The organism is Streptomyces hazeniae (assembly GCF_031845485.1).
Taxonomy (GTDB): Bacteria; Actinomycetota; Actinomycetes; order Streptomycetales; family Streptomycetaceae; genus Streptomyces; species Streptomyces hazeniae.
Genome location: NZ_JAVREQ010000028.1, coordinates 1 through 26,209, shown reverse-complemented (window position 1 = coordinate 26,209; position 26,209 = coordinate 1). Strand labels below are relative to the sequence as shown.

The window sequence follows — 26,209 nt, the reverse complement described above, 5'->3', positions numbered from 1 at the left end:
GTCCTTCCAGGAGATGTGGCGGGACCTCGCACCCGTCGGCCGGGACACGGCGACGCGCGGCTACCGGCGCTACGCCTGGACGGGCGCCGACGCCGACTGCCGTGCCTGGTTCCGGGAGCAGGCCGAGTCCCGGGGGCTGACCTACGAGCTGGACCGCAACGGCAACCAGTGGGCCTGGCTCGGCGACCCCACGGCCGGCGACGCCGTCGTCACCGGCTCGCATCTGGACTCCGTGCCGGACGGCGGCGCCTTCGACGGCCCGCTGGGCGTCGTGTCGTCCTTCGCCGCGCTCGACGAGCTGCGCGCCCGCGGCGCGCGGCCGAGCAGACCGCTCGCCGTCACCAACTTCGGCGACGAGGAGGGCGCCCGCTTCGGCCTGGCCTGCGTCGGCTCCCGCCTCGCCGCCGGGCAGCTCGCCGTCGAGAAGGCGCACGCGCTGCGCGACGCCGACGGCGTGACGCTGCCGCAGGCGATGGAGCGCGCCGGGTACGACCCGGACGCCATCGGCCCCGACCCCGAACGCCTCGCCCGCATCGGCGCGTTCGTCGAGCTGCACGTCGAGCAGGGCCGCGCCCTGGCCGACACGCCGCACCCGGTGGGCGTCGCGTCCGCGATCTGGCCGCACGGCCGCTGGCGTTTCGACTTCCACGGCGAGGCCAACCACGCGGGCACGACCCGCCTGGACGACCGCCGGGACCCGATGCTCACGTACGCCAACACCGTCCTCGCCGCCCGCAAGAAGGCGCGGCTCGCCGGTGCCCTGGCCACCTTCGGCAAGGTCGCCGTCGAGCCGAACGGCGTCAACGCCATCCCCTCGCTGGTGCGCGGCTGGCTGGACTCCCGCGCCGCCGACGAGGACACCCTCGCCACCGTCGTCGCCCGGATCGAGCAGGCCGCGACCGAGCGCGGCGGCCGCGACGGCGTGCGGGTGAGCGTCACCCGGGAGTCGTTCACCCCGGTCGTGGAGTTCGCGCACGCCCTGCGCGACCGGCTTGGGGCACGCCTCGGCGGGGTACCGGTGCTCCCCACGGGCGCCGGACACGACGCGGGAATCCTCTCCGCCGCCGTGCCGACCGCCATGCTGTACGTACGGAACCCGACCGGCGTCTCGCACTCGCCGGCCGAGTTCGCGGAGGAGGACGACTGCGTGGCCGGAGTGACCGCACTCGCCGACGTACTGGAGGATCTCGCGTGCCAGCCGACAACCAGCCGGTGACGACGACGTACTGGGCCGAGTACGCCTGGCTCGACGGCACCGTCGAGCCCGGCGTCGCCCTCGACGTGAGTGCCGACGGCCGCATCCTGGCCGTCGGCACCGGCGTCACCGCGCCGCCGCCCGGCGCCGAGCCGCTGCGCGGCCTCACGATCCCCGGCCTCGCCAACGCCCACAGCCACGCCTTCCACCGCGCACTGCGCGGCACCGTCCAGGTCGGGTCCGGCACCTTCTGGACCTGGCGGGAGACCATGTACCAGGTCGCCTCGCGGCTCACCCCCGAGTCGTACTTCGCGCTGGCCCGCGCCGTGTACGCGGAGATGGCGCTGGCCGGCATCACCTGCGTCGGCGAGTTCCACTACCTGCACCACGACCGCGACGGCCGGCCCTACGGCGACCCGAACGCGATGGGCGGGGCGCTGATCGCGGCGGCGGCGGAGGCCGGCATCCGGCTGACCCTCCTGGACACCTGCTACCTCTCGTCCGGCTTCGGCCGGGAGCCGGAGCGACACCAGCTCCGCTTCTCCGACGGCACCGCCGAGGCGTGGGCGGAACGGGCGGGACGCCTGCGCGCCGACGAGGACGGCACCGTGCGCCTCGGGGCCGCCGTGCACTCCGTGCGCGCCGTCCCCGCGCGGGAACTGGGCACCGTCGCGCAGTGGGCGGAGGAGCGGCAGGCGCCGCTGCACGTCCACCTCTCCGAACAGCCCGCCGAGAACGAGGCGTGCCGCGAGGCGCACGGCTGCACCCCCACCGAACTGCTCGCCGAGCACGGGGTCACCGGCCCGCGCACGACGGCCGTGCACGCCACACACCTCACCGACGGCGACATCGCCCTGCTCGGCGGCTCGTCGACCGGCGTGTGCATGTGCCCCACGACGGAGCGGGACCTCGCCGACGGCATCGGCCCGGCGGCGGCCGTGCGGCGCGCCGGCAGCCCCCTCTCGCTGGGCAGCGACAGCCACGCCGTCATCGACCTGCTGGAGGAGGCCCGCGCGATGGAGCTGGACGAACGCCTCCGCACGCGCAGCCGCGGCCACTGGACGGCGGCGCAGCTGCTGCGGGCGGCGACCGAGGACGGCCACCGGGCGCTGGGCTGGCCGCAGACGGGCAGGCTGGAGGCCGGGATGCTCGCGGACTTCACCACCGTGGCCCTGGACTCCGTGCGGACGGCCGGGCCCGCGGCCCGGATGGCGACCGAGGCGGTGCTCTTCGCGGCGACGGCGGCCGACGTGCGGCACACGGTCGTCAACGGCACGCACGTCGTCCGGGACGGCGTCCACACGACGGTCCCGGACGTCCCCGGAGCGCTGGCCGACGCCATCGCGGCGGTCCACATGTGACCGAGCGGTCACCTCACGCCACTCCCGCCCCGCGACCCCGCCCACCCCGCCACGCCGCAGAAGCCCAGGAAGCCCAGGAAGCCCAGGGAAAGCCCCCATGACCAAGAGCACCCTCATCCGCAACATCGGCACCCTCGTCACCAACGACCCCACCCTCGGGGAGGGCCCCCTCGGCGTGATCGAGGGGGCGGCCCTCGTCCTCGACGGGGACCGCGTCGCCTGGGCGGGACCGGGCGCCGACGCCCCCGCGACCGACGAGGCCCACGACGCCGAGGGGCGCGCCGTCCTCCCCGGCTTCGTCGACTCCCACTCGCACCTGGTCTTCGCCGGCGACCGCACCCGCGAGTTCGCCGCGCGCATGTCGGGCCGCCCCTACACCGCCGGCGGCATCCGCAGCACGGTCGCCGCGACCCGGGCCGCCTCCGACGCCGAGCTGGGCGCCAACCTGGCCCGCTACCTGCACGAGGCGCTGCGCCAGGGCACCACCACGCAGGAGACCAAGTCCGGCTACGGCCTCACCCCCGAGCAGGAGGCCCGCGCGCTGCGCATCGCGGGGGAGCACACCGACGAGGTGACCTACCTCGGCGCGCACATCGTCGCGCCGGAGTTCGCCGACGACCCGGCCGGATACGTCGCGCAGGTCACCGGCCCGATGCTGGACGCCTGCGCCCCGCACGCCCGCTGGGTGGACGTGTTCTGCGAGCAGGGCGCGTTCGACGGCGACCAGGCCCGCGCCATCCTCACCGCCGGCCGGGCGAAGGGCCTCACCCCGCGCATCCACGCCAACCAGCTCTCGTACGGTCCGGGGGTGCAGCTCGGCGTCGAGCTGGGCGCGGCCTCCGCCGACCACTGCACGCACCTCACCGACGCCGACGTGGACGCCCTGGCCCAGGGGGACACCGTCGCCACGCTGCTGCCGGGCTGCGAGTTCTCAACCCGCGCCGTCTACCCGGACGCCCGGCGGCTGCTCGACGCGGGCGCGACCGTGGCGCTGTCCACGGACTGCAACCCGGGGTCGTCGTTCACCTCGTCCATGCCGTTCTGCATCGCGGTCGCGGTGCGGGAGATGGGTATGACGCCGGACGAGGCCGTGTGGGGCGCCACCGCGGGAGGAGCCCGCGCCCTGCGCCGCGAGGACGTGGGCCGGCTGTCGCCGGGCGCGTACGCCGACCTGCTCCTGCTCGACGCCCCCTCCCACGTCCACCTGGCGTACCGTCCGGGCGTTCCCCTCACCGCCGCCGTGTGGCGCCGCGGCGTCCGCGAAGTCTGACCGTCCGGCCGCCCGCCCCACCGAGCGGCTCGTCACCTCGTGATCAGGAAGGTGCCCGTGTTCGCACTGCCGCTCGGCGACGACGCTCAGCTCCGCCCCCTGGAGCCCTCGCACGCCGAAGAGTTCCTCGCCCACATCGACAGAGCCCGCCCGCACGTCGACCCGTGGATACCCTGGGCGACGTTCAGCACCGACCTGGCCTCCGCCACGGCCGTCCTCCAGCGCTACGCCGACCGCCAGGCCCAGGACGCGGCCCGGATCTACGGGGTGTGGCTGGACGGCACGCTGGTCGGCGGCGTCATGTTCACGAAGTTCGACGCCGCCGAGGGGGTGTGCGAGGTCGGCTGCTGGCTGGAGGCGGACGGGGCCGGCCGGGGGCTGGTGACCCGGGCGTGCCGGGCACTGATCGACTGGGCGTTCACGAAGCGCGGCATGAGCCGGGTCGAATGGTGGGTCGCGACGGGCAACGACCGCAGCATCGACGTCGCCCGCCGGCTCGGCATGACCCGCGACGGCGTGCTGCGGGGGCGTTCCGCGTACCGGGGCGTGCGGCGCGACACCGAGATCTGGTCGGTGCTCCGCGACGAGTGGGAACGCCCCGCCTCTTCGGACAAGGCCGAGATCGACGCTCTGACACGGGTGTTTTTCGGCGCGTTCACCAACACCGCCGGCAGCCGGCCGGACGTCGACGCCATCCGTGAGGTGTTCGTCCCGCAGGGGCGGATCATCAGCAACGTCGGGGGCGCCCTCGTGACGTACGACCTCGACGCCTTCATCGAGCCACGGCGGGAGATGCTCACCGACGGGAGGCTGACGGAGTTCTCCGAATGGGAGGTCTCCGAGCGGACCGAGATCTTCGGCTCGATCGCGCACCGCTTCAGCGCGTACCGCAAGTCCGGATACCTCGCCGGCGAGTGGTTCGAGGGCTCCGGTGCCAAGACCACCCAGTTCGTGCGGACGCCGGCCGGCTGGCGGATGAGCTCGCTGCTCTGGGACGACGCCGCGTAGCGTCCGGGCCGCCCGCGTACGTGAGGGAGCCCCCGCCTCGGCGGGGGCTCCCTCACGTCACGGCTGTGCGGCCGGAAGGCTCACTCCTCGATCATCAGGCCCTTGCGGAGCCTGCCCAGGGTGCGGGCGAGCAGACGGGAGACGTGCATCTGCGAGATGCCCAGCTCCTCTCCGATCTCCGACTGCGTCATGTTCGCAACGAAGCGCAGCGACAGGATCGTGCGGTCGCGCGGCGCGAGGTCGGCGATCAGCGGCTTCAGGGACTCGACGTACTCGATGCCCTCCAGGCCGTTGTCCTCGTAGCCGATGCGGTCGGCGAGGGCGCCTTCGGAGTCGTCCTCCTCCGGCTGCGCGTCCAGCGAGCTCGCGGTGTAGGCGTTGGAGGCGGCCATGCCCTCGACCACCTCGTCGCGGCCGAGGCCGAGCCGTTCGGCCAGCTCGTCCACGGTGGGGGCGCGGTCCAGGCGCTGGGCGAGCTCGTCGCCGGCCTTGGCCAGGTCGAGGCGGAGCTCCTGCAGCCGGCGCGGGACGCGCACGGACCACGAGGTGTCGCGGAAGAAGCGCTTGATCTCGCCGACGATGGTCGGCATCGCGAAGGTGGGGAACTCCACGCCGCGGTCGGTCTCGAAGCGGTCGATCGCCTTGATCAGGCCGATCGTGCCCACCTGGACGATGTCCTCCATCGGCTCGCTGCGGGAGCGGAAGCGGGAGGCCGCGAACTTCACCAGCGCGAGGTTGAGTTCGACCAGTGTGTTGCGGACGTAGGAGTACTCGTGCGTGCCTTCCTCGAGGCTCTCGAGGCGCTCGAAGAGGGTTTTGGACAGGGCTCGCGCGTCGACCGGTCCGACGTCCTCGAAGGAGGGCAGCTCCGGCAGGTGGAGCTGTTCGAGGATGTCGCCGACGACCCCCTCGGGGGCGTGGACCGCGGACGCCTCGACGGCGTGAGCGAGGGTGTCCGGGCTCGCGTCCGGGCTCGTGTCCAGGGACTCCAGGGACAGAGCGTCCGTAACGGCCGGGTCGGTGGTCTCCGATATCCCGTGATCGAGCCGGGGTGACATGGTGTCCTCCATGATTCTCGGCATATGGCTGCCGGAGCCGTGACGTGCACTGCGGAGTGCGGCGCCTCCAAGCCGACGTGGTTTCGAATGTCTCTATAGGTCCTACCGGCAGATGCACGTGCATGGCAAGTCTGCGATGGCCGCTTTGTCCGGGTGCGCGGGCACTCGGCTACCGCATGCGACGGTGAGGGCGTAGGGTTCGGAAGGTCTGCCCGTGGGCAGCAGAGGGGGCTCGTGTCGTGCGATCGGAAGGGCTTTTCATGGACCGCGGGGTACCCGGGGGAGCGAGCCGAGGCCGGCTGACGGTCGACGTCCGGCACCGGGGCGCCAGCGCCGTACTGACGCCCGCGGGTGAGCTTGATCACCACACGGCCGAGCTGTTCAGTGAGCCGCTGGAGCGGTGCGTCGAGGAGGGGTACAGCCGCCTCGTCGTCGACTGCTCGCGGCTGGAGTTCTGCGACTCGACGGGGCTCAACGTGCTGCTCGGTGCCCGGCTCCGGGCGGAGGCCGCCGGAGGTGCCGTCCACCTGGCCGGGATGCGCCCGGCCGTCGCCCGGGTGTTCGAGATCACCGGGGCGGACGCCGTGTTCACCGTGCATCCGGACCTCGACAGCGCGCTGTCGAGCGCTGCCGGCGCGTAGCCCCTTCGCCTGTCCGTGATCCGCGCGTTATGCGCATCACACCATCCCGTCCGAATCCGTGGGTGTTCTCATCGTCCGGCAGGGCAGGAGACCTTTCGAATCTTCAAGGTACCCGGTGAGGTGAACCACTGATGAGCACCACCCGGCCGTTTCCGGCGGACCGCGGCCAGGAGCCCGACGGCGCCGCGCCGTCCGCTGCGGTGCCGGAGGCCGAGCGGGAGCGGCCGTTGAGCCAGGTGCGCAGGCTGCGCCTCGTCGGTGCCGGCGGCACCGTCTCGCGAGCACGTGACTTCACCCGCAAAGCGCTCCAGGACTGGGGCTGGCTGCCCGCCGTGAACGCGGACCAGCGTGCCGCGGCCGAGGACGTGCTGCTCGTCGTCTCCGAGCTGGTCACCAACGCCTGCCTGCACGCCGGCGGTCCCGAGGAGCTGCGCATCGGCAGCGGCCCGAAGCTGCTGCGGCTGGAGGTCGTGGACGCCGGCACGGGCGCCCCCTCCACCCGCACCCCGCACCGGCCCGGCCGCCCCGGCGGGCACGGCATGTTCATCGTTCAACGGCTCTGCATGGACTGGGGCGTCGTCCGCAACGCCGACGGCGTCGGCAAGACGGTCTGGGCCGAACTGGCCGCCCCCGCCTGATCCCCGCCGGAGCCGACCGGGCCGTTCCCCGACCCGGCCCGACCCCGCGTGGTCACGTCACGGATTCCGTGCGCCGCCGTGCCGCCGTGCTGCCGTCTGCTGCCGCCTGCCCGCTCGTCCCGTCCTCCCGCCGTGCCGGCGTCGTGCGGGTGCCCGAGGGAGGGCCCGACGGTGGGCCTCCCCCGGGGAGGGGTGGCTCCGGTGCGCTCAGAGGCGCCCGGGCACCTTGGGCCTGCCGTTGTTCCAGGCGACCCAGCCGACGTACAGCGTGAACGGGCTGCGGCGCACGTCCGTGACGTGACCGTTGTAGAAGACGCGCCAGGAGTCGTCCGGCAGGCCGCGGACGACGTGCGCGTTGCCCGTCCCGCACGTGTCGGAGGGCATCGGCAGCCGGGTCGGGCCGCGGTCCAGCCAGCCGTTCCACAGCGAACCGTTCTGCCGGTAGCGGGTGTGGTAGTCACAGGTCCCGTACCAGCCGAACGAGGTGAACAGGGTGTAGCGGGCGCCCCGCTTCACCATGACCGGGTTCTCCTCGATGTACTTGCTGCGCGCGTCGGTCAGCTTGATGCTGCCGCCGTCCGCGTGGCGCGGGTTGGCGACGGGCCGGTCCGGACGCGCCGGGTCGAGCTTGAGCATCCGCGTGGTGGTGTGCCACATCTGCCGGCCGGAGCTCTGGTAGCCGTTGCTGGTCTTGTAGGTCAGCACGAGCTGCGAACCCACCCGGGCCGGTGTCGCGTCGATCAGCTTGAAGTTGCCGCTCTCCGACGGGATCGCGTCGAACGGGTTCGTTCCCGACCCCGCCCAGCAGGCGATCGGCCGGTCGTGCGGGACGAACGGACCGGTGGACCGGTCGGCGCGCCCGGTGCCGATGCACCTGCGGCCGTCGGTGCCCCGGACCACCGCCGAGTAGTAGACGACGTAGCCGCCGTCGTCGGCGCGGGCTATCGACGGCGCCCACACGCTGTGGTTGGACGTGCTCGCCCACTGCGGCCGCCGGGTGAGCAGGTCCCGGCTGAGGCGGTCCCACGGGCCCTTGGCTGCGTCCGCCACGGCGATCCGCCCGCCCGTCGACCAGGAGCCGGTGGAGAGCATCACCCACTTGTCTCCGTCGTGGACCACGCCGGGGTTCGCGAACCGTCCGCGCCCGTCCGGGTACTGCCGAGCGGCCGCAGCGGCCCCCGCCGCCTCTGCGGACGTCGCGGGGCCGGGCTCCGGCGGAGCCGCACCCGCCTGGGGTGCGAGGGCGCCGAGCGCGAGCGCGAGCCCGAGAGTGAGCGCGGCTGTGCGACGGTGCAGAGTGCCGGGTCTGAGTGCACGCATGGGCGAGTCCTTCGCGGGAGACGGCAGGTTCGACGGGGAGGCTTCCGTCCCCCGTACGTGGTCAAACCCCCTTCGCCTTGCGACGGGACATACGCGGCCGGGAGGTGCGGCGGGCCGGCGCCCCGGACCGCGAAAAGAGTGGCGCTCGGCCGGGAGGACCGGCCGAGCGCCACTCTTCGTACTTCCCGGAGGGGACGCGTCAGTGCACGTCGCCCATGAGCCGGATGACCTTCTTGCGGTTCAGGAGGAAGGCGATGCCCGCGACGACGGCGAGCGCCCCGATCACTCCGAAGTACACCGGCGAACCGGTCTTCTCGCCGAAGATCAGCGCCATGATGGACGCCAGGCAGTTGCCGGCCGTGACGGCCAGGAACCACAGGCCCATGACCTGGCTGGAGTACTTCTCCGGGGCCAGCTTCGTGGAGACCGAGAGGCCGACCGGGGAGAGGCACAGCTCCGCCACGGTCATGATGAGGTAGACGCTCGCCAGCCACAGCGGCGAGACCCTGTCGTCGGTGGCGGCGGCGACGCCCATGGCCAGCATCATCACGCCGAACGACAGGCCGATGCCGGTGAGGCCCAGGCCGAACTTGGTGGTCGTGGTCGGGTTGCGGCGGCCCAGCTTCACCCACAGGGCGGCGATGACCGGGGCGAGCGCCATCACGTACAGCGGGTTCAGCGACTGGAACCAGCTCTCCGGGAAGGCGAACCCGAACAGCGTGGAGGCCGTCGACTCCTTGGCGAACACGGTCAGCGTCGAGCCGGACTGGTCGAAGATCAGCCAGAAGAGCGCGGCGGCGATGAAGAACCAGATGAAGCCGGTCATCTTCTTCCGCTCGTCCGGGGTGACGTCCTGGTCACGGCGGATGCGGGCGAAGTACAGGGCCGGCAGTGCGATGCCCGCGATGGACATGGGCCACAGCACCCAGTCGATGCTGAAGACGCCGGCGAGCGTGATGGTGCCGTAGAAGACCGCGGCGATCGCGACACCGATGAGCGTCTTCCTGACGGCCGCGGACCTCTCGTCGGCGCTCAGCGGCGAGGGGACCAGGCTGCTGCGCGCGGCCAGGCTGCGGGTACCCACCAGGAACTGGATGAGGCCCAGGCCCATACCGACGCCGGCCATGGCGAAGCCGAGGTGCCAGTTGACCTTCTGGCCGACGGTGCCGATGACGAGCGGAGCGAGGAAGGCACCGATGTTGATGCCCATGTAGAAGATGGTGAAGCCGCCGTCCCGGCGCGGGTCGTTCGGCCCGTCGTAGAGGTGGCCGACCATCGTGGAGATGTTGGACTTCAGCAGACCGGAACCGGCCGCGATGAAGACCAGGCCGACGAAGAACGAGGCCTTGAACGGCACGGCCAGCAGGAAGTGGCCGGTCATGATGATGCCGCCGGCGATGGCGGTGGTCTTGCGCGGACCCCAGACGCGGTCGCCGAACCAGCCGCCGGGCAGTGCCAGCAGGTACACCGTGGCGTTGTAGACGGCGTACAGCGCGGTCGCCGTCGAGGCCTTCATGGCCAGGCCGCCGTCCGTCACCTGAGCCGTCAGGTAGAGGACCAGCAGGGCACGCATGCCGTAGAAGCTGAAACGCTCCCACATCTCGGTCATGAAGAGGGTGGCCAGACCGCGCGGGTGGCCGAAGAAGGTCCGTTCGCCGGTGGTACCGGTTCCGGCCTTCGTCAGGCTGGACGCCATGGTTGGTGGCTCCTTGCTCGCTCGGGACGCGCGGCAAGAAGCGCGATGCGCGCCCGGTGGGGGGAGAGCGGGCCTGCCCGGAGACAGACCCGCACGCCGACGGGCCCTGCACCGCGGTGGCGGCCAGAGGTCGGCGTCGACTTGCAGAATCGACGCAACCTTACGGCAGGGCACCGCCCGAATTGGAAGTGAATGCGACACAGATCACAGGTGAAAGCTGAAACTTTCCCTTGCAACCGAAGGTAAATGAAGGGTCAAGTCGGTGATTCCCAGTGTCCGTCCGACTATCGGAAGTGATCACCGGTCGGGCGGTGGGAGGCGCCGCGCCTGCTCCGTTCGTGTGCGCCGGGCGTGCGGGACACCGCGCGGGCGCGGGGCAACGGGGACACACCACCCCCTGTGCTGCGAGGACTACCATCGGGCCATGACCCGTGTACTGCTCGCCGAGGACGACGCGTCCATCTCGGAACCGCTGGCCAGAGCCCTGCGCCGGGAGGGATACGAGGTCGAGGTCAGGGAGGACGGCCCCGGCGCCCTGGAAGCCGGGCTGCGCGACGCCATCGACCTGGTCGTGCTGGACCTGGGCCTGCCCGGCATGGACGGCCTGGAGGTCTGCCGGCGGCTGCGCAACGAGGGCCACGCCTTCCCGGTGCTGGTCCTCACCGCACGGGCCGACGAGGTGGACACGGTCGTCGGCCTCGACGCGGGCGCCGACGACTACGTCACCAAGCCCTTCCGCCTCGCCGAGCTGCTCGCCCGGGTCCGCGCCCTGCTGCGCCGGGGCGCCGCCACCGAGGCCGCCGCCCCGCCCGCCACGCACGGCGTGCGCATCGACGCCGAGTCGCACCGCGCGTGGATGGGCGAGGAGGAACTCCACCTCACCGCCAAGGAGTTCGACCTGCTGCGGGTGCTGGTGCGGGACGCGGGGCGGGTCGTCACCCGCGACCAGCTGATGCGCGAGGTCTGGGACACCACCTGGTGGTCGTCGACCAAGACCCTCGACATGCACATCTCCTGGCTGCGCAAGAAGCTCGGCGACGACGCCGCCAACCCGCGCTTCATCGCCACCGTGCGCGGGGTCGGCTTCCGCTTCGAGAAGAGCTGAGCCCACCACCCCATGCGCCGCCGTCTGATCCAGTCCACCCTCGCCGTGGTGCTCGTGGTCCTCGCCGTCTTCGGCGTCTCCCTGGTGCTGGTGGAGTCCCGCACCATCGAGGAGAGCGCCGAGGAGAGCGTCCGTTCCGAGGCCGTACGCCTGGTGTCCGTGGTGGAGAGCAGGCTGGTCAACGAGGAGCCCGTCACCGAGGAGACCCTGCGCACCACGGTCGAGGGCGACCGCTACATCCGCGTCGAGGTGCCCGGCCGCCCGCCCATCGTCTTCGGCGACAAGCCCGAGGACGACGTCATCGAGGCGCGGCAGACCGGTGCCCAGGGTGAGACCGTCGTCGTCCAGCAGTCCGAGGGCGCGGTGCGCGCGGAGGTGGGCCGCACCCTGCTGATCATCCTCGCCGTCACGCTGCTCGCGATCGTCGCCGCCGCGATCCTCGCCGTACGGCAGGCGCACCGCGTCGCCGCCCCGCTCACCGACCTCGCCGAGACCGCCGAACGCCTCGGCTCCGGCGACCCCCGGCCCCGGCACCGCCGGTACGGCGTGCCGGAACTGGACCGTGTCGCCGACGTGCTCGACGCCAGCGCCGAACGCATCGGCCGCATGATCACCGCCGAGCGGCGTCTCGCCGCCGACGCCTCCCACCAGCTCCGCACTCCGCTCACCGCCCTGTCGATGCGGCTGGAGGAGATCATCGCCACCGCCGACACCGACGACCCCGAGGAACGGGTCACGGTGAAGGAGGAGGCGACCATCGCGCTGGCGCAGGTCGAACGCCTCACCGACGTCGTGCAGCGGCTCCTCACCAACTCCCGCGACCCCCGCTCCGGCTCCGCCGTCGCCTTCGACCTCGACGAGGTCGTCAAGCAGCAGACGGAGGAGTGGAAGCCCGCGTACCGCGTCGACGGCCGGGCGATCGTACGCTCCGGCAAGACGGGGCTGCGGGTCGTCGGCACTCCGGGAGCGGTGGCCCAGGTGCTGGCCACCTGCATCGAGAACGCGCTGATGCACGGCGGCGGCACGGTCGCGCTGCGCACGCGCGTCACCGGCAACCAGGTCGTCGTGGAGGTCACCGACGAAGGGCCGGGCGTCGACCCGACGCTCGGCTCGCGGGTCTTCGAACGCACCGTCAGCGGCCACAACTCCACCGGGCTGGGCCTCGCCGTCGCACGCGACCTCGCCGAGGCCGACGGCGGACGGCTCGAGCTGCTACAGCTGCACCCGCCGGTGTTCGCCCTCTTCCTGAGCCGCGACGCGGATCAGCCGGTCTGACACCGCGACGGCGGCGCCCGGGCCGGGCGCCGCGGGGTCCGTACGGGTCTGGAGGGGGACGCCGGCCTGCGTCGGCGCCTGCGCCGGGCCGGTTGGATCGAGCGGGTCGGTTGGATCGAGCGGGTCGGCCGGGTCGGCCGGGTCGCCCGCGGGAGCCGCCTCGCCTGCGGGAGCCGGCCGTGCGCCGGCCCGGTGGCGGAAGACCCACGTGCGGTAGGACCAGAACCGGAACACGGTGCCCAGGCCCAGCCCGATCACGTTCTTGGCGACGTTGTCCGCCAGCGGCGAGGTGAAGTCCAGGCCGTAGTGGGACACCGCCAGCACGCCGTTCTCGATCACCAGGCCGACGCTGCTGAAGAAGAGGAACAGCGACAGCTCCCGCTGCACGCGGCTCTTGTCGGCGTGCCGGTACGTCCAGTAGCGGTTGCCGACGTAGTTGGTGCCGATCGCCACCGCCGTGGCGATCACTCCGGAGCGTACGGTCGCCAGGTCCAGCACCCGTATGCACAGGTTGAAGACGACGACGTTCACCAGCACGCCGAAAGCGCCGACGGTGCCGAACTTTGCGAGTTCGCGGGCGAGCCCCCGCAGGCGTGCCGAGACGCCGCGCCCTTCACTCATAGCGATCGCTCGGTCCCCGTTTCTGGTCGGCTCCTCCGTGGAGGCGTTCGCCGCCTCATGCTAACCAGGACCCCGCGCGGCGGGCATCGTCCTCGGGTACTACGGGCAAGCCCGCACGGGTCGACGACGCGCCCCGCCGGGAAGGACCGGCCGTCAGGCCCGGACGGAGACCGAGAAGAAGAGCCGCTTCTCCGCCGAGGTGTCCTCGTCCGCGCCCCCGCACCGGAAGCAGTGGCGGAGGGCGATCTCCGTCCGCCCCGCCCCGTGACGCCCTGCGCCCGGGCGACCGACGGGAGTGCGCCGATGACGCTGCGCGATCCTGCCTGCGAGGGAGGGGCGACGGCCGGGCGGGACGGCGGCGGATAGGCTGGAGACCGTGACGTTCCCCGTAGTCGGCATGGTCGGCGGCGGACAGCTCGCCCGTATGACACACGAGGCCGGCATCCCCCTCGGCATCAGATTCAGGCTCCTCTCCGACACCCCGCAGGACTCCGCGGCCCAGGTGGTGAGCGACGTCGTCGTCGGCGACTACCGCGACCTGGACACGCTGCGCACCTTCGCCCGCGGGTGTGACGTGATCACCTTCGACCACGAGCACGTGCCCACCGCGCACCTGCGCGCCCTGGAGGCGGAAGGCATCCCCGTACGCCCCGGTCCGGACGCGCTGGAGCACGCCCAGGACAAGGGCGTCATGCGGGCCCGGCTCGACGCGATCGGCGTGCCCTGCCCGCGGCACCGCATCGTCGCCGACCCCGCCGACGTCGTGGCCTTCGCCGCCGAGGGATCGGGCTTCCCGGTGGTGCTGAAGACCGTGCGCGGCGGCTACGACGGCAAGGGCGTGTGGGTCGTGGACGGCGCCGACGAGGCCGCCGAGCCGTTCCGCGCCGGCGTCCCGGTGCTCGCCGAGGAGAAGGTCGACTTCGCGCGCGAACTGGCCGCGAACGTCGTGCGCTCCCCGCACGGCCAGGCCGTCGCCTACCCCGTCGTGGAATCGGTGCAGGTCAACGGCGTGTGCGACACCGTGATCGCGCCCGCGCCCGGCCTCGACCCCGACCTGGCCGCCGCCGCGCAGGAACTCGCCCTGAAGGTCGCCGCCGAACTCGGCGTCGTCGGCCACCTCGCGGTGGAACTCTTCGAGACCCGCGACGGCCGCATCCTCGTCAACGAGCTGGCCATGCGCCCGCACAACTCCGGTCACTGGACCATGGACGGCGCCGTCACCTCACAGTTCGCCAACCACGTGCGCGCGGTGCTGGACCTGCCGCTCGGCGACCCGCGGCCGCGCCCCCCCTGGACCGTCATGGCCAACGTGCTCGGCGGCGACTACCCCGACATGTACACCGCGTACCTGCACTGCATGGCCCGCGACCCGCAGCTCAAGATCCACATGTACGGCAAGGACGTGAAGCCCGGCCGCAAGGTCGGCCACGTCAACACCTACGGCGACGACCTGGCCGACGTGCGCGAACGCGCCGCCCACGCCGCCGGCTACCTGCGAGGGACGATCCAGGAGTGACCCCACCCGCCACCCCGTCCGCCTCCCGGTCCGGCGCGCCCGTCGTCGGCATCGTCATGGGCTCGGACTCCGACTGGCCCGTGATGGAAGCCGCCGCCAAGGCCCTCGACGAGTTCGAGGTCCCCTACGAGGTGGACGTCGTCTCCGCGCACCGCATGCCGCGCGAGATGGTCCGCTACGGCGAGGAGGCCGCCGGCCGCGGCCTGAAGGCGATCATCGCCGGCGCCGGCGGCGCCGCCCACCTGCCCGGCATGCTCGCCTCCGTCACCCCGCTGCCGGTCGTCGGCGTGCCCGTGCCGCTGAAGTACCTGGACGGCATGGACTCGCTGCTGTCCATCGTGCAGATGCCGGCCGGGATTCCCGTCGCCACCGTCTCCGTCGGCGGCGCCCGCAACGCCGGGCTGCTCGCCGTCCGCATGCTCGCCGCACAGGACCCGGACCTGCGGGAACGGATGACCTCCTTCCTGGACGACCTCAACGAGCAGGCCACCGAGAAGGGCCGGCGGCTGCGTGCCAAGGTCGCGGCCGCCGAGGACGGCTTCGGCTTCGGAGGGGGAGCCCGATGAACGACGCCGCCGCACACCTCGACCGGGCGCGGGCCCTGCTCGCCGAACACCCGGTCGTGGACGGTCACAACGACCTGCCCTGGGCGCTGCGCGAGCAGGTCGCCTACGACATCGACCGGCGCGACATCGCCGGCGACACCTCCGCCCACCTGCACACCGACATCCCGCGGCTGCGGGCCGGAGGCGTCGGCGCGCAATTCTGGTCGGTGTACGTGCGCACCGACCTCACCGGAGACGCCGCCGTCAGCGCCACCCTCGAACAGATCGACGTCGTACGGCAGCTGCTCGACCGCTATCCCGGCGACCTCGCGTTCGCGGGTACCGCCGACGAGATGGAGGCCGCGCGGGCGCAGGGCCGCATCGCGTCGCTGATGGGCGCCGAGGGCGGCCACTCCATCGGCAACTCCCTCGCCACGCTGCGCGCGTTCCACGAGCTGGGCGTCCGCTACATGACGCTCACCCACAACGACACCATCGACTGGGCCGACTCCGCGACGGACGACCCGCGCCACGACGGCCTCTCCCGCTTCGGCGAGGAGGTCGTCCGCGAGATGAACCGCTGCGGCATGCTCGTCGACCTCTCCCACGTCGCGGCCACCACGATGCGCCACGCGCTGCGCGTCACCGAGGCGCCGGTGATCTTCTCGCACTCCTCCTCCCGGGCCGTCTGCGACCACCCGCGCAACATCCCCGACGACGTGCTGGAACTGCTGCCGCGCAACGGCGGCGTGGCGATGGCCACCTTCGTGCCCAAGTTCGTGCTGCCGGAGGCCGTCGCCTGGACGCGGGCCGCCGACGAGAACATGCGCGCCCACGGCCTGCACCACCTCGATCTCAGCGCCGAGGGCAAGAAGGTCCAGCGCGCCTTCGAGGAGGCCAACCCGCGCCCCGTCGCCACCCCGTCGACCGTGGCCGACCACCTCGACCACATGCGCGAGGTCGCCGGCATCGACCACATCGGCATCGGCGGCGACTACGACGGCACCGCGTTCACGCCTTCCGGCCTGGACGACGTCGCCGGCTACCCCCATCTGATCGCGGAGCTGCTGCGCCGCGGCTGGTCCGACGCGGACCTGGCCAAGCTGACCTGGTCCAACGCGGTGCGCGTCCTCCGCGACGCCGAAGCCGTCGCCGCGGACCTGAGGACCCGTCGCGGGCCCTCCATCGCGACGCTCCAGCAGCTCGACGGCTGAACCGCCTCCGCCCGGGACCCCGGCGCCGCCCCGTCAGGAGGGCGGCGCCGGGGTCCTCCGGTGTGCGGGCGCGGAGCCGCTCAGCCTGCCGAGCGCCCACCGGCCGAGGCCATGCCCAGCCAGGTGTGCGGGTTGCCCTCCCAGCACCAGCCCAGCTTCGGCGCCCTCTTGCTGATCCAGAGGGCCGGGACGCGGCGGTCGCCGCACCGCGAGCCGCCCAGGGAAAAGCACTTGTTCTTCGCCAGCACCTCCGGGAAGTGCGTGACGAGGGCGACGCCCTCCTCGATGGTGAGCGGCGTCCGCTTCCGCTCCGCGACGGTCTTCATCGCCTCGCCGGGCACGACGCCGCAGAACTCCTCCCCGCGTTCGACGTCGAGCAGCAGGTAGATGTCGCCGTCCGGCAGTCCGATCTCCTCGGGGACGACGAACCGCTCCAGGGAGCCCGGCTCGAAGGAGCGGTCCACGAACCCGGGGAGGCGACCGCGATGCAGGGTGGTGCGCGGCATCGTCTCCTCGATCGGGGCCGCGCCCCGCGCGACGACCAGGAGGAACGGTATGCGCCCGCCGTCGATGTCACAGGGGCCGGTCGTCGCCGTGGCCCGGTCGCGCAGCGGAGCGACGGCGGCGGCGAACGCCTCCGGGCCCACGCCCGCCAGCGACGGGTACCCGCGGTCGACCAGGGTGCGGACCTGCCGGTCGAACTCGGCGGCGCGGTCGAAGGGTGTCTCGGCGGTCTCCGGGGTCTCGGTCAAAGGCGTTCCTTCCTCGGCGGTGGAGCGGCGGTGGCGCCTGCGGTGGGGCCGTTGGTGGGGATGGCGGTGAAGTCGGCGATGGAGCAGGACGTATCGTAGCCCGACGGTAAACTTACGACGGGGGTAAGAAGTGTGTCAAGGGAAAAGTAGGCTCGGGGTAGGATTTCCGTCCATGGGACTCGACTCGACCACCGCCACGGGCAGCACGACGGGGGGCGCGGCTCCTGGCCTGCGCGAGGCCAAGAAGCGCGAGACGCGGCAGCTGATCTCCGACCGGGCCACCGTGCTCTTCATCGAGCAGGGCTTCGAGCGCACCACCATCGCCGAGATCGCCGACGCCGCCCGCGTCGCGAAGAAGACGGTCACCAACTACTTCCCGTACAAGGAGGACCTGGCCTTCGACCACCAGGAGGAGTTCGTCGGAGCCCTGGCCCGCACCGTCGCCGCCCGCGCTCCCGGGGAGACCGCCCTCGCGGCGCTGCGACGGACCTTCCTGGCCGCCGTCGCCGCGCAGGACCCCGTCGCCGGCTTCGCCGGGTTCGAGTTCACCCGCATGATCGCGGACAGCGCCACCCTGACGACCTGCCTGCGCGGCCTCCACGACCAGCGCGAGCACCGGCTCGCCGCCGCCCTCGCCGAGGCCACCGGCGCCCCCGCCGACGCCATCACGCCGCGCACCGCGGCCGCCCTGCTCGGCGGCGTCCACCGCGTGCTGTTCGACCGCATCATGGCCCTCACGCTCGCCGGGCGCACCAACCCGGAGATCGCCGCCGTCCTCCACGACGAGGCCGAACGCGCCTTCGCCCTCCTCGCTCCCGCCCTCGACGCCTACGCCCCCGCCTGACGCCGTCCCTCGCCCGGTTCCGCAGTGATGGCGTCGGCTCCGGGTTGCGCTTGTTGCGGTTACTGCGAATAATGCGAAGAGTAGCTCCGAGTGCCGCGTCAACACCCGAGGAGCCCGTGATGACCAAAACCCGGATCCCCTCGTCCGAGGCCTTGCCCCCGGACTCCAGCCGAGTCGCCCACGAGGCCACCCGCCGGGTACGGGACTACCTGCAGGCCAACCGGCAGCAGCGGAAGATCCGCGTGACCGTGGAGGGCGAGGACCGGCGTCCTTTGGAACTCCCCCGGGAGGCGGTCGAGCTGCTCGCCGGCATGCTCGCCCACATGGGAGCCGGGCGCAGTGTCGCCATCGTTCCCCGGGACGCCGAGCTGACCACGCAGCAGGCCGCCGACCTTCTCAACGTGTCACGGCCCTTCCTGATCGGGTTGCTCGAGGCCGGGGAGATCGAATACCGAACCGTCGGAACGCATCGGCGCATCACGGCTTCCTCGCTCCTGGGCTACAAGGCCCGGGACGACCAGCGGCGGCGTCATGCGGCGGACGAACTCACCGAACTCGGCCAGGACATGGGGCTGATCTGACCACATGGCGTTCGTAGCGCTCTATGACGCGAACGTGCTGTATCCCAGCACACTCCGGGACGTCCTGATCCGTGTGGCCCAGGCGGGTCTCGTGCAGGCCAAGTGGACGGAACGCATCCTCGACGAGCTGTTCCGCAACCTGAAAGCGAACCGACCGGATCTCGATCCCGACAAGCTCGACCGCACGAGACGACTGATGAACGGAGCGGTCCGGGACTGCCTCGTCACGCGCTACGAGCCCCTCGTCCCGGCCGTGGAACTCCCTGACCCGGACGATCGCCATGTGGTTGCGGCAGCGATACGGGCGAAGGCCCAGGTGATCGTCACCGCCAACCTGAAGGACTTCCCACAGGACAAGCTCGCCCCCTGAAACATCGAGGCGTCACACCCCGATGCCTTCCTGGAGGCGCAGGTCGACCTCGATCCCTCTGTCGTGTACGCAGCGGTTCAGCAGATCGCGGACAGCAGGCGTCGCCCTCCCGGAACGGTCGAGGACGTGCTCACCAGTCTCGAGCGCGAAGGGCTCGTCTCGTCGGTCGCAGCCCTCCGCGCGATCGCCTGAGCTGAGCCTCATCCCTCTCCGCTCTCAGCCCTGGCCGCCGTGGACGACGAGGGCCCAGGCGAGGCAGCCGAGGGAGGCGATGCCGAGCAGGGTGCGGGCGTGGTTCCAGCGGACCCAGCGACGTTCGAACGCCTGCCGCGCGCCCGTCGGTTCGTCCGGCGCCGCGGCGTCCAGGTCGTTGTTCAGCGGCACGTTCACGCGGAAGGTGATCGCGAGGGTGAACGCGTAGAGGAGGAAGGCGGCGAGGGTCCAGAACGACACGCGCGTCGTCTCGCCGCCGAGATGCAGCACTCCCGCGACGAGCACCACGACGGGCGCGCCCGCGAACGCCAGGCCGAACCAGCCGTTGAGGATCTTGCGGTTGACCGCCCGCATGGCCTCGGTGAACGTGCGGTCGTCGCACGCCCCGAGCCCCGGCATCACCGCGATGGAGAACGCGAAGTAGAGCCCGGCCATCACCCCCGTGAGCAGTGTCGCCGCGACCAGCGCGACCCCCTGCCAGACCTCCAGCACGGCACCCTCCTCGCGGCTTCCCGGCCCTCGACTTCCGTCGTTCGAGTCAAGCCGAATCCGCACGTGAGCGCCACCGATACCGAGGAGAATCTGCCGGCGACCCGACGCGGACGCGCTCACCGCCCGCCGCCGAGCGGTCGACGGGCCCGGTCGGGCGGGGCACCACGCGGGACGCCCCCGCCAGGGGCGGGGGCGTCCGGGAAGAGGTGCAGGTCAGGGCAGGTTGCGGGCCATGACGATGCGCTGGACCTGGTTGGTGCCCTCGTAGATCTGGGTGATCTTCGCGTCGCGCATCATGCGCTCCAGCGGATAGTCGCGGGTGTAGCCGTAGCCGCCGAGGAGCTGGACCGCGTCGGTGGTGATCTCCATCGCGGCGTCGGAGGCGTAGCACTTGGCCGCGGCGCCGAAGAACGTCAGGTCGGCGTCCACCCGCTCGGACTTCGCGGCGGCCGCGTACGTCAGCTGGCGGGCGGCCTCCAGCTTCATGGCCATGTCGGCCAGCATGAACTGCACGCCCTGGAAGTCGCCGATCGGCTTGCCGAACTGCTTGCGCTCCCTGACGTAGCCCTTGGCGTAGTCCAGGGCGCCCTGGGCGATGCCGAGGGCCTGGGCGGCGATGGTGATGCGGGTGTGGTCGAGGGTCTTCATCGCCGTGGCGAAGCCGGTGCCCTCGTCGCCGATCATGCGGTCGGCGGGGACGCGCACATTGTCGAGGTAGACCTCGCGGGTGGGGGAGCCCTTGATGCCGAGCTTCTTCTCCGGGGCGCCGAAGGAGACGCCCTCGTCGTCCTTCTCGATCACGAAGGCCGATATGCCGCCGCGGGTCTTCTTCTCCGCGTCGGTCACGGCCATGACCGTGTAGAACTCGGAGACGCCGGCGTTGGTGATCCAGCGCTTGACGCCGTTCAGGACGTAGTGGTCTCCGTCACGTACCGCGCGGGTCTTCATACCGCCCGCGTCGGAGCCTGCGTCGGGCTCGCTGAGGCAGTAGGAGAACATCGCGTCGCCCTTGGCCAGCGGCGTCATGTACCGCTTCTTCAGCTCCTCGGATCCGGAGAGGATCACCGGGAGCGAGCCCAGCTTGTTGACCGCCGGGATCAGGGAGGACGAGGCGCAGGCGCGCGCGACCTCCTCGATGACGATGACGGTCGCCAGGGCGTCCGCGCCCGCACCGCCGTACGCCTCCGGGACGTGCACGGCGTGCAGGTCGTTCGCCACGAGGGCGTCGAGCGCTTCCTGAGGGAAGCGGGCCTCCTCGTCCACCGCCGTCGCGAACGGTGCGATCTTGGCCTCGACGAGTGCGCGCACCGAGTCGCGGAGCATGTCGTGCTCCTCGGCCGGCCGGTAGAGGTCGAAGTCGGGGACTCCTGCCACGGTGTCTCACTCCCGGGATGCTAATGACCGTTAAGTAACACGGATTCTAGGCGCTTTCCTCGCCGAGCCCACGTGAGCTACCTCTCCGGGTATCCCTAGATATGCTGCGGGCACCCCACCGTTTCGCCGCGTCGTCCAGGAGTAGCCATGGCCCACCAGGCCCCGCCCAGGATCACCGTGATCGGCACCGGCTACCTCGGTGCCACCCACGCCGCCGCGATGGCCGATCTCGGCTTCGAGGTGCTGGGACTGGACGTGCTGCCCGAGAAGATCGAGATGCTCTCGCGCGGCGAGGTGCCGATGTACGAGCCGGGCCTGGAGGAGCTGCTGCGGCGGCACGTGGCCGGCCTCGAGGGCGCCAGTGGGCGGCTCCGCTTCACCACCTCCTACGAGGAGGTCGCCGACTTCGGCGACGTGCACTTCGTCTGCGTGAACACCCCGCAGCGACACGGCGAGTACGCCGCCGACATGAGCTACGTGGACACGGCGATCGAGTCGCTCGCGCCGCTGCTGCGCCGCCGGGCGCTGGTGGTCGGCAAGTCCACGGTGCCGGTGGGCAGCGCGGACCGGCTCGCCGCGCGCCTCGCGGAGCTTTCGCCGGCCGGGGAGGGCGAGGTCGAGCTGGCCTGGAACCCGGAGTTCCTGCGCGAGGGGTTCGCCGTCGACGACACGCTGCACCCGGACCGCATCGTGGTCGGCGTCCGCAGCGAGCGTGCGGAGACCCTGCTGCGCGAGGTGTACGCGAAGCCGGTCGCCGAGGGTTCGCCGTTCGTGGTCACGGACTTCCCGACCGCCGAGCTGGTGAAGGCCGCGGCGAACTCGTTCCTCGCCACGAAGATCTCCTTCATCAACGCGATGGCCGAGGTGTGCGAGGCCGCCGACGGCGACGTGGTGAAGCTGGCCGAGGCCATCGGCCACGACGAGCGGATCGGGCGCAAGTTCCTGCGCGCCGGCATCGGCTTCGGCGGCGGCTGCCTGCCGAAGGACCTGCGGGCGTTCATGGCCCGCGCCGGTGAGCTGGGCGCCGACCAGGCACTGACCTTCCTGCGCGAGATCGACTCGATCAACATGCGGCGTCGCGGGCACATGGTCGAGTTGGCCCGGGAGGCCGTCGGCGGCGGGCTGCTCGGCAAGCGGGTCGCGGTGCTCGGCGCCACCTTCAAGCCGGACTCCGACGACGTGCGGGACTCGCCCGCGCTGAACGTCGCAGGTCAGCTGCACCTCCAGGGTGCACAGGTGACCGTCTACGACCCGAAGGGCATGGAGAACGCCCGCCGCCTCTTCCCGACGCTCGGGTACGCGGACAGTGCCCTGGCGGCGGTGCGCGGAGCGGACGTGGTGCTGCACCTGACGGAGTGGCGCGAGTTCGGCGAGCTGGACCCGGCGGTGCTGGCGGACGCGGTGGCGGAACGGCGCATCCTGGACGGCCGCAACACCCTGGACGCCGCGCTGTGGCGGAAGGCCGGCTGGACGTTCCGCGCCTTGGGCCGCCCGACGGCCTGAGCCCGGCGGCTCCCGCCTGCCGGCCGGCGCGGGATCCTGCCCACGAACGCGCGGGCCCGCGAGGGCCCGGGGCCTCGGGGCCGGCTGCCCGGGCACCGTTCGCGAAGACGTCTCCGGCCCGGCGTCCGCGCCGGTCGGACCGCGCGTCGACCCGCGCACCCGGAGCGCCCGTGCACGGCGAGGGCGGCGGGTCCGCTTCGGCCGGCGGCAATCCTCCCTCCCCGGGCGGCGGTCAGGCGGCCGTCGGGTGTCCGGGCGGTGGGAGGGCGCGGTCTTCGGCCCTCGTGCGCCTCGGCCCGGTCAGCGGATCACGCCGGGACGTCGGACCCCGCGTTCGGTGAGCCCGTGCCGTGCGGCGGGCCGGCGGAGCCCGTACGGCGGCGGTCGCGGTAGGCCCGCATCTTCGCGCGGCTGCCGCAGAGCTGCATGGAGCACCAGCGGCCCCGGCCGGCCGGGCTGCGGTCGTAGAAGGCCCACAGGCAGTCCTCCGCCTCGCACGCCTTGAGGCGCTGCCAGCTGCCGTCGGCGGCCGCGGCGGCGATGTCCGCCGCGATGCGGGAGGCGAACAGCGCGGCGCCCGCGAGCCCCGGCGCGGGGCGCAGGCGCGCACCTCCGTCGGCGGTGACGGCGAGCACCAGCGGTGCGTCCGCCAGCATCGCGTCCAGCGTGCGTGAGGTCGCCTCGGGCAGCTCGCAGCCGGCGTGGGCGAGGCACGCCGCGCGCAGCGCCTCGCGGAGTTCCCGCAGCGCGGGCAGGTCGCCGGCGGTCAGGCGCATCCCCCGCAGGCCGTGGGCGGCGACGAACTCCTCGAGGCCGTCGGGGTCGTCGAACGCGTCGCGGTCGTCCTCGATGTCCCAGGTGTTGACCAGGTCCTGCACCAGAGCGAGCTGCTGCGGCGCTCTGCGGTCTCCCATGCTTGCCAGGTTACCCGTCACCGGCCATCATGAGGTAACCGCGTTACTGCTTGCAGGCTGTTGGCGGTAACCATCGTGCCTACAGGGAGGAGCCCGTCATGGCCGTCGCCACCATGGGCGTCACCGTGCTCGACTGTCCGGACCCCAAGGCGCTCGCCGAGTTCTACGGCGCCGTGCTGGGCTGGCAGGTGGACGTGGGGGACGAGCCGGACTGGGTCGAGCTGATCGGGCCGCACGGCCGGACGCTCGCGTTCCAGGAGGCGCCGGGCCACGTTCCGCCGCAGTGGCCGGGCAACGAGCACCCGCAGCAGTTCCACCTCGACCTGGACGTGACGAAGGACCGCCTGGACGAGGCGGAGCGGCAGGTGCTCGCGCTGGGCGCACGGCTCCTCGAAGGGGACGGCGGCGGCAAGCGGGACTGGCGCGTCTACGCCGACCCCGCCGGCCACCCCTTCTGCCTCTGCGCCTGCTGACGGAGTCCGGCGCCCGCCGCGACGCCCGGCCTCGGCGGAAACACCGGGTCCTGCCGCCGCAGCACGAGACGACCTCCGCCTCGTGCTGCGCGCCTCGGGGTCTGCTGTGCCCTCAGCATGCGGCGGCGGGTGCGACCCCGCTCGTCGGAGTCGCACCCGCCGTGCACCGCGTGGCGGTACGGGTCACTGCCCGCCCTCGACCGTGACCTTCGCGCCGGAGTTCATCTGCTCCACCATCTGCTCGACGCGCGCCATGTCCCACCTGAGCGAGCCGCCGGGTGCGGACCCGCTGAGCGGCATGTTCAGGGACTTGCCCTCGCCGCCGCTGACGCTCTTCATGGCCCAGAACATCTCCGCCAGGTCGAACAGGCTCATGTCCTTGTCGACCTTGAGAGTGTCCAGCCCGGCGCCCATGGTGGGGTACAGCCTGAACGGGTTGAGGATCGTGGACGGCGTCGCCGTCTGGCTCGCCAGCGCGGAGAGGAACTTCTGCTGGTTCTTGGTCCGCTCCAGGTCGCTGCCCGCCTCGTAGCGGTTGCGGACGAAGGCGAGGGCCTGCTTGCCGTCGAGGGTCTGCTTGCCCGCCTTGAAGTCGGCTCCGGAGTTCTTGTCCTTGATGTCGCGCGGGATGTCCATCTCGACGCCGCCGACCGCGTCCACGATCTTGGCGAAGCCCCCGAAGCCGATCTCCGCGTAGTGGTCGATCTTGAGGTTGGTGTTGTACTCCACCGTGCGCGTCAGCAGCGTGGGCCCGTCCATCGAGTAGGACGCGTTCAGCTTGCTCTGACCCGGCGAGGCGAACTCCTTGCCGCTCTCGGAGCCGGTGAATTCCGGGATGGTGACGTAGGAGTCGCGGGGGAGCGAGACCAGCGTGTTCCCCTCCGGCCCGACGTGCAGGATCATCATGGTGTCCGTGCGGCCGCCGTCGGTCGGGCCGCCGGTGTGCAGCTCCTTCATCTCCTCCTCGGTCAGCCCCTCACGGCTGTCCGAGCCGACGATCAGGTACGTCGTCCCCTCGCCGTCCTCCGGCCGGTCCTGGACTATGCCCAGGTCCACCTCGCGGCGCAGCTCGGAGTCGGCCCAGAAGTAGGTGCCGACCGACCACACCAGCAGCACCACGACGACGGTCACCAGGATGCGCTTGAAGCGAGTGCCGGCGGACGCGCGCGGGCGGCCGGACTCGGGGGCTCCCACGTAGCCGCCGCGGTCGCCGCCGCCCCGTCCGCCGTAGACCTGGCCCTGGCTGTAGCCGGAGTCGTAGACCGACCCGTCCCCGTACCCGTCGTCGTACCCGTCGTCATACCGCGGCCCGCCCTGCGGCGGCACGGTCGGGGGACGCCGGACGTGCGGCATGGCGCGGGCGCCCTCCGGCTCGGAGGCGGCGGAGCCGCGCCCGTACCGGTCGCGAGGTTCGTCGATCCATCCGTCGGGCCACTGGTTCATGCACGGCAGTGTGCCCGGCCCCGTGGCCGCCGCACAGGGCGGGGTCGGAATCGGGGCGGGGCTGTAGCAGACCTGTCGAAAAACCGGGGTGCGGGGTCCCGATTCGTCCCGGCCTAAAGTGGCCGTCATGACCGAACAGGCATCCCCCGGTGCGGACGGCGCCCTCCCGGGCAAGCCGACCGCCGCCGCACGCACCACCCTCAGCCAGATCATGACCGCGGCCGACACCAACCTGCTGGGCACCGTCCACGGCGGGGTGATCATGAAGTTCGTCGACGACGCGGCGGGTGCGGTCGCCGGCCGGCACTCGGGCGGGCCGGCGGTCACCGCCTCGATGGACGAGATGGTCTTCCTCAACCCCGTGCACGTCGGCGACCTGGTGCACGTGAAGGCGCAGGTCAACTGGACCGGCCGGTCCTCCATGGAGGTCGGGGTGCGGGTACTGGCCGAGCGGTGGAACGAGTCCACCCCGGCGGTTCAGGTGGGCAGCGCCTACCTGGTGTTCGCCGCGGTCGACGAGAACGGCAGGCCGCGCCCCGTCCCGCAGGTCGTGCCGGAGACGGAGCAGGACAAGCGCCGCTACCAGGAGGCGCAGATCCGGCGCACCCACCGGCTCGCGCGCCGCCGCGCCATCAAGGAACTGCGGGAGAAGCGCGCCGCGGAAGATCGCCAGAATGCTGGCGGCGCCGGCGATGATCTCCTCACCGTGCTCCCGGAGCCAGCCCGGCATCTCCAGCGCCAGGACGTTCGTGCTGCTGAGGGTGTGTGAGGCGGGCGCTTCCACGGG

The 26,209-nt window shown here is 72.2% G+C and carries 26 protein-coding genes and 1 pseudogene; 18 read left to right on the top strand and 9 right to left on the bottom strand.

Translation table 11 applies throughout. From position 1 onward, the window contains the following. Positions 1-13 precede the first annotated feature (13 nt). From RM572_RS24515 to RM572_RS24500, 4 genes are all read left to right on the top strand, one after another. Positions 14-1,216, top strand: coding sequence for an allantoate amidohydrolase (locus RM572_RS24515; RefSeq protein ID WP_311675621.1), 1,203 nt, complete (start codon positions 14-16; stop codon positions 1,214-1,216). Next, complete coding sequence (locus RM572_RS24510) at positions 1,192-2,556, top strand: formimidoylglutamate deiminase (RefSeq protein WP_311675580.1); 1,365 nt, start codon at positions 1,192-1,194, stop codon at positions 2,554-2,556. The genes RM572_RS24515 and RM572_RS24510 overlap by 25 nt, the downstream gene beginning before the upstream one ends. 97 nt (positions 2,557-2,653) lie before the next feature. Further along, positions 2,654-3,826: an imidazolonepropionase gene (hutI, locus tag RM572_RS24505; protein WP_311675579.1), complete on the top strand. Its 1,173-nt coding sequence runs from the start codon at positions 2,654-2,656 to the stop codon at positions 3,824-3,826. Positions 3,827-3,883: 57 nt separating this feature from the next. Next, positions 3,884-4,834: a GNAT family N-acetyltransferase gene (locus RM572_RS24500; protein ID WP_311675578.1), complete on the top strand. Its 951-nt coding sequence runs from the start codon at positions 3,884-3,886 to the stop codon at positions 4,832-4,834. An 80-nt stretch (positions 4,835-4,914) separates the two neighbouring features. Here RM572_RS24500 and RM572_RS24495 read toward each other — a convergent pair whose 3' ends face one another. Next, positions 4,915-5,904 (bottom strand): RNA polymerase sigma factor SigF, encoded by a 990-nt coding sequence (locus RM572_RS24495; protein ID WP_027764009.1) that lies wholly within the window; start codon positions 5,902-5,904, stop codon positions 4,915-4,917. A 248-nt stretch (positions 5,905-6,152) separates the two neighbouring features. Between RM572_RS24495 and RM572_RS24490 the strand changes: the two genes are divergently transcribed. Both RM572_RS24490 and RM572_RS24485 read left to right on the top strand, forming a co-directional pair. Then, positions 6,153-6,533, top strand: coding sequence for an STAS domain-containing protein (locus tag RM572_RS24490; protein WP_027764008.1), 381 nt, complete (start codon positions 6,153-6,155; stop codon positions 6,531-6,533). A 131-nt stretch (positions 6,534-6,664) separates the two neighbouring features. After that, a complete protein-coding gene (locus RM572_RS24485) occupies positions 6,665-7,171 on the top strand; it encodes an ATP-binding protein (protein ID WP_311675577.1) in 507 nt (168 codons plus the stop codon). 207 nt (positions 7,172-7,378) lie between these two features. Here RM572_RS24485 and RM572_RS24480 read toward each other — a convergent pair whose 3' ends face one another. After that, a complete protein-coding gene (locus tag RM572_RS24480; RefSeq protein ID WP_027764006.1) occupies positions 7,379-8,491 on the bottom strand; it encodes a glycoside hydrolase family protein in 1,113 nt (370 codons plus the stop codon). Between the two features lie 199 nt (positions 8,492-8,690). Then, positions 8,691-10,187, bottom strand: coding sequence for a peptide MFS transporter (locus tag RM572_RS24475; protein WP_311675576.1), 1,497 nt, complete (start codon positions 10,185-10,187; stop codon positions 8,691-8,693). Between the two features lie 424 nt (positions 10,188-10,611). Between RM572_RS24475 and RM572_RS24470 the strand changes: the two genes are divergently transcribed. Both RM572_RS24470 and RM572_RS24465 read left to right on the top strand, forming a co-directional pair. Next, positions 10,612-11,292, top strand: a complete 681-nt coding sequence (locus tag RM572_RS24470) for a response regulator transcription factor (RefSeq protein WP_136183838.1) — start codon at positions 10,612-10,614, stop codon at positions 11,290-11,292. A 12-nt stretch (positions 11,293-11,304) separates the two neighbouring features. Next, positions 11,305-12,567 carry an ATP-binding protein gene (locus tag RM572_RS24465; RefSeq protein ID WP_311675575.1) on the top strand — a complete coding sequence of 421 codons (1,263 nt, stop codon included), beginning with the start codon at positions 11,305-11,307 and terminating at the stop codon, positions 12,565-12,567. 129 nt (positions 12,568-12,696) lie between these two features. Here RM572_RS24465 and RM572_RS24460 read toward each other — a convergent pair. Beyond that, positions 12,697-13,188, bottom strand: a pseudogene (locus RM572_RS24460) (GtrA family protein); the annotation flags it as partial. A 376-nt stretch (positions 13,189-13,564) separates the two neighbouring features. On the opposite strand from RM572_RS24460, the gene RM572_RS24455 reads away from it, so the two are divergent. The 3 genes from RM572_RS24455 to RM572_RS24445 are packed head-to-tail and all read left to right on the top strand — an operon-like array spanning position 13,565 to position 16,463. Beyond that, entirely contained in the window at positions 13,565-14,704 is a 1,140-nt protein-coding gene (locus RM572_RS24455) for a 5-(carboxyamino)imidazole ribonucleotide synthase (protein WP_311675573.1), read from the top strand. Between the two features lie 56 nt (positions 14,705-14,760). Continuing rightward, positions 14,761-15,270, top strand: a complete 510-nt coding sequence (purE, locus tag RM572_RS24450) for a 5-(carboxyamino)imidazole ribonucleotide mutase (RefSeq protein WP_106965583.1) — start codon at positions 14,761-14,763, stop codon at positions 15,268-15,270. Next, positions 15,267-16,463, top strand: a complete 1,197-nt coding sequence (locus RM572_RS24445) for a dipeptidase (RefSeq protein WP_136183841.1) — start codon at positions 15,267-15,269, stop codon at positions 16,461-16,463. Before purE ends, RM572_RS24445 begins: the two co-directional genes overlap by 4 nt. Positions 16,464-16,543: 80 nt before the next feature. Here the strand turns inward: RM572_RS24445 and RM572_RS24440 are convergent, their stop codons facing one another. Beyond that, positions 16,544-17,215, bottom strand: a complete 672-nt coding sequence (locus RM572_RS24440) for a DUF5701 family protein (protein WP_311675572.1) — start codon at positions 17,213-17,215, stop codon at positions 16,544-16,546. Positions 17,216-17,387: 172 nt separating this feature from the next. Between RM572_RS24440 and RM572_RS24435 the strand changes: the two genes are divergently transcribed. The 4 genes from RM572_RS24435 (at position 17,388) to RM572_RS24420 (ending at position 19,202) form a co-directional block, all read left to right on the top strand. After that, positions 17,388-18,059 carry a TetR/AcrR family transcriptional regulator gene (locus RM572_RS24435; protein ID WP_311675571.1) on the top strand — a complete coding sequence of 224 codons (672 nt, stop codon included), beginning with the start codon at positions 17,388-17,390 and terminating at the stop codon, positions 18,057-18,059. A 119-nt stretch (positions 18,060-18,178) separates the two neighbouring features. Continuing rightward, on the top strand, positions 18,179-18,640 hold the full coding sequence (locus RM572_RS24430; RefSeq protein ID WP_311675570.1) for a helix-turn-helix domain-containing protein: 462 nt from the start codon (positions 18,179-18,181) through the stop codon (positions 18,638-18,640). 4 nt (positions 18,641-18,644) lie between these two features. After that, the gene (locus RM572_RS24425; protein ID WP_311675569.1) at positions 18,645-19,010 is read left to right on the top strand and encodes a PIN domain-containing protein; all 366 of its coding nucleotides are present in this window, start codon (positions 18,645-18,647) and stop codon (positions 19,008-19,010) included. 63 nt (positions 19,011-19,073) lie between these two features. Continuing rightward, complete coding sequence (locus RM572_RS24420; RefSeq protein ID WP_311675568.1) at positions 19,074-19,202, top strand: hypothetical protein; 129 nt, start codon at positions 19,074-19,076, stop codon at positions 19,200-19,202. Positions 19,203-19,226: 24 nt separating this feature from the next. On the opposite strand, the gene RM572_RS24415 is transcribed toward RM572_RS24420, so the two are convergent. Together RM572_RS24415 and RM572_RS24410 are read right to left on the bottom strand one after the other, a co-directional pair. Beyond that, positions 19,227-19,715, bottom strand: coding sequence for an anthrone oxygenase family protein (locus RM572_RS24415; RefSeq protein ID WP_311675567.1), 489 nt, complete (start codon positions 19,713-19,715; stop codon positions 19,227-19,229). 213 nt (positions 19,716-19,928) lie between these two features. Continuing rightward, positions 19,929-21,089 carry an acyl-CoA dehydrogenase family protein gene (locus RM572_RS24410; protein WP_311675566.1) on the bottom strand — a complete coding sequence of 387 codons (1,161 nt, stop codon included), beginning with the start codon at positions 21,087-21,089 and terminating at the stop codon, positions 19,929-19,931. Positions 21,090-21,236: 147 nt separating this feature from the next. On the opposite strand from RM572_RS24410, the gene RM572_RS24405 reads away from it, so the two are divergent. Continuing rightward, complete coding sequence (locus RM572_RS24405; RefSeq protein ID WP_027763994.1) at positions 21,237-22,592, top strand: UDP-glucose dehydrogenase family protein; 1,356 nt, start codon at positions 21,237-21,239, stop codon at positions 22,590-22,592. A gap of 308 nt (positions 22,593-22,900) precedes the next feature. Here RM572_RS24405 and RM572_RS24400 read toward each other — a convergent pair whose 3' ends face one another. Beyond that, the gene (locus RM572_RS24400; protein WP_311675565.1) at positions 22,901-23,506 is read right to left on the bottom strand and encodes a CGNR zinc finger domain-containing protein; all 606 of its coding nucleotides are present in this window, start codon (positions 23,504-23,506) and stop codon (positions 22,901-22,903) included. A gap of 98 nt (positions 23,507-23,604) precedes the next feature. Here RM572_RS24400 and RM572_RS24395 point away from each other — a divergent pair, with 98 nt between their 5' ends. Further along, complete coding sequence (locus RM572_RS24395; RefSeq protein WP_136183847.1) at positions 23,605-23,979, top strand: VOC family protein; 375 nt, start codon at positions 23,605-23,607, stop codon at positions 23,977-23,979. Between the two features lie 183 nt (positions 23,980-24,162). Here RM572_RS24395 and RM572_RS24390 read toward each other — a convergent pair whose 3' ends face one another. After that, positions 24,163-25,422 (bottom strand): LCP family protein, encoded by a 1,260-nt coding sequence (locus tag RM572_RS24390; protein WP_311675564.1) that lies wholly within the window; start codon positions 25,420-25,422, stop codon positions 24,163-24,165. Between the two features lie 127 nt (positions 25,423-25,549). Between RM572_RS24390 and RM572_RS24385 the strand changes: the two genes are divergently transcribed. Continuing rightward, positions 25,550-26,191 (top strand): acyl-CoA thioesterase, encoded by a 642-nt coding sequence (locus RM572_RS24385; protein WP_394813700.1) that lies wholly within the window; start codon positions 25,550-25,552, stop codon positions 26,189-26,191. The last annotated feature ends 18 nt before the right edge of the window (positions 26,192-26,209 follow it).

Coding starts and splice junctions, on each gene's coding strand:
- RM572_RS24435 (WP_311675571.1), top strand. CDS start 17,388: ATGGGACTCGACTCGACCACCGCCACGGGCAGCACGACGGGGGGCGCG.
- RM572_RS24395 (WP_136183847.1), top strand. CDS start 23,605: ATGGCCGTCGCCACCATGGGCGTCACCGTGCTCGACTGTCCGGACCCC.
- RM572_RS24465 (WP_311675575.1), top strand. CDS start 11,305: ATGCGCCGCCGTCTGATCCAGTCCACCCTCGCCGTGGTGCTCGTGGTC.
- purE (WP_106965583.1), top strand. CDS start 14,761: ATGGGCTCGGACTCCGACTGGCCCGTGATGGAAGCCGCCGCCAAGGCC.
- RM572_RS24485 (WP_311675577.1), top strand. CDS start 6,665: ATGAGCACCACCCGGCCGTTTCCGGCGGACCGCGGCCAGGAGCCCGAC.
- RM572_RS24445 (WP_136183841.1), top strand. CDS start 15,267: ATGAACGACGCCGCCGCACACCTCGACCGGGCGCGGGCCCTGCTCGCC.
- RM572_RS24385 (WP_394813700.1), top strand. CDS start 25,550: ATGACCGAACAGGCATCCCCCGGTGCGGACGGCGCCCTCCCGGGCAAG.
- RM572_RS24400 (WP_311675565.1), bottom strand. CDS start 23,506: ATGGGAGACCGCAGAGCGCCGCAGCAGCTCGCTCTGGTGCAGGACCTG.
- RM572_RS24390 (WP_311675564.1), bottom strand. CDS start 25,422: ATGAACCAGTGGCCCGACGGATGGATCGACGAACCTCGCGACCGGTAC.
- RM572_RS24495 (WP_027764009.1), bottom strand. CDS start 5,904: ATGGAGGACACCATGTCACCCCGGCTCGATCACGGGATATCGGAGACC.
- RM572_RS24515 (WP_311675621.1), top strand. CDS start 14: ATGTGGCGGGACCTCGCACCCGTCGGCCGGGACACGGCGACGCGCGGC.
- RM572_RS24490 (WP_027764008.1), top strand. CDS start 6,153: ATGGACCGCGGGGTACCCGGGGGAGCGAGCCGAGGCCGGCTGACGGTC.
- RM572_RS24475 (WP_311675576.1), bottom strand. CDS start 10,187: ATGGCGTCCAGCCTGACGAAGGCCGGAACCGGTACCACCGGCGAACGG.
- RM572_RS24425 (WP_311675569.1), top strand. CDS start 18,645: ATGGCGTTCGTAGCGCTCTATGACGCGAACGTGCTGTATCCCAGCACA.
- RM572_RS24480 (WP_027764006.1), bottom strand. CDS start 8,491: ATGCGTGCACTCAGACCCGGCACTCTGCACCGTCGCACAGCCGCGCTC.
- RM572_RS24470 (WP_136183838.1), top strand. CDS start 10,612: ATGACCCGTGTACTGCTCGCCGAGGACGACGCGTCCATCTCGGAACCG.
- hutI (WP_311675579.1), top strand. CDS start 2,654: ATGACCAAGAGCACCCTCATCCGCAACATCGGCACCCTCGTCACCAAC.
- RM572_RS24405 (WP_027763994.1), top strand. CDS start 21,237: ATGGCCCACCAGGCCCCGCCCAGGATCACCGTGATCGGCACCGGCTAC.
- RM572_RS24430 (WP_311675570.1), top strand. CDS start 18,179: ATGACCAAAACCCGGATCCCCTCGTCCGAGGCCTTGCCCCCGGACTCC.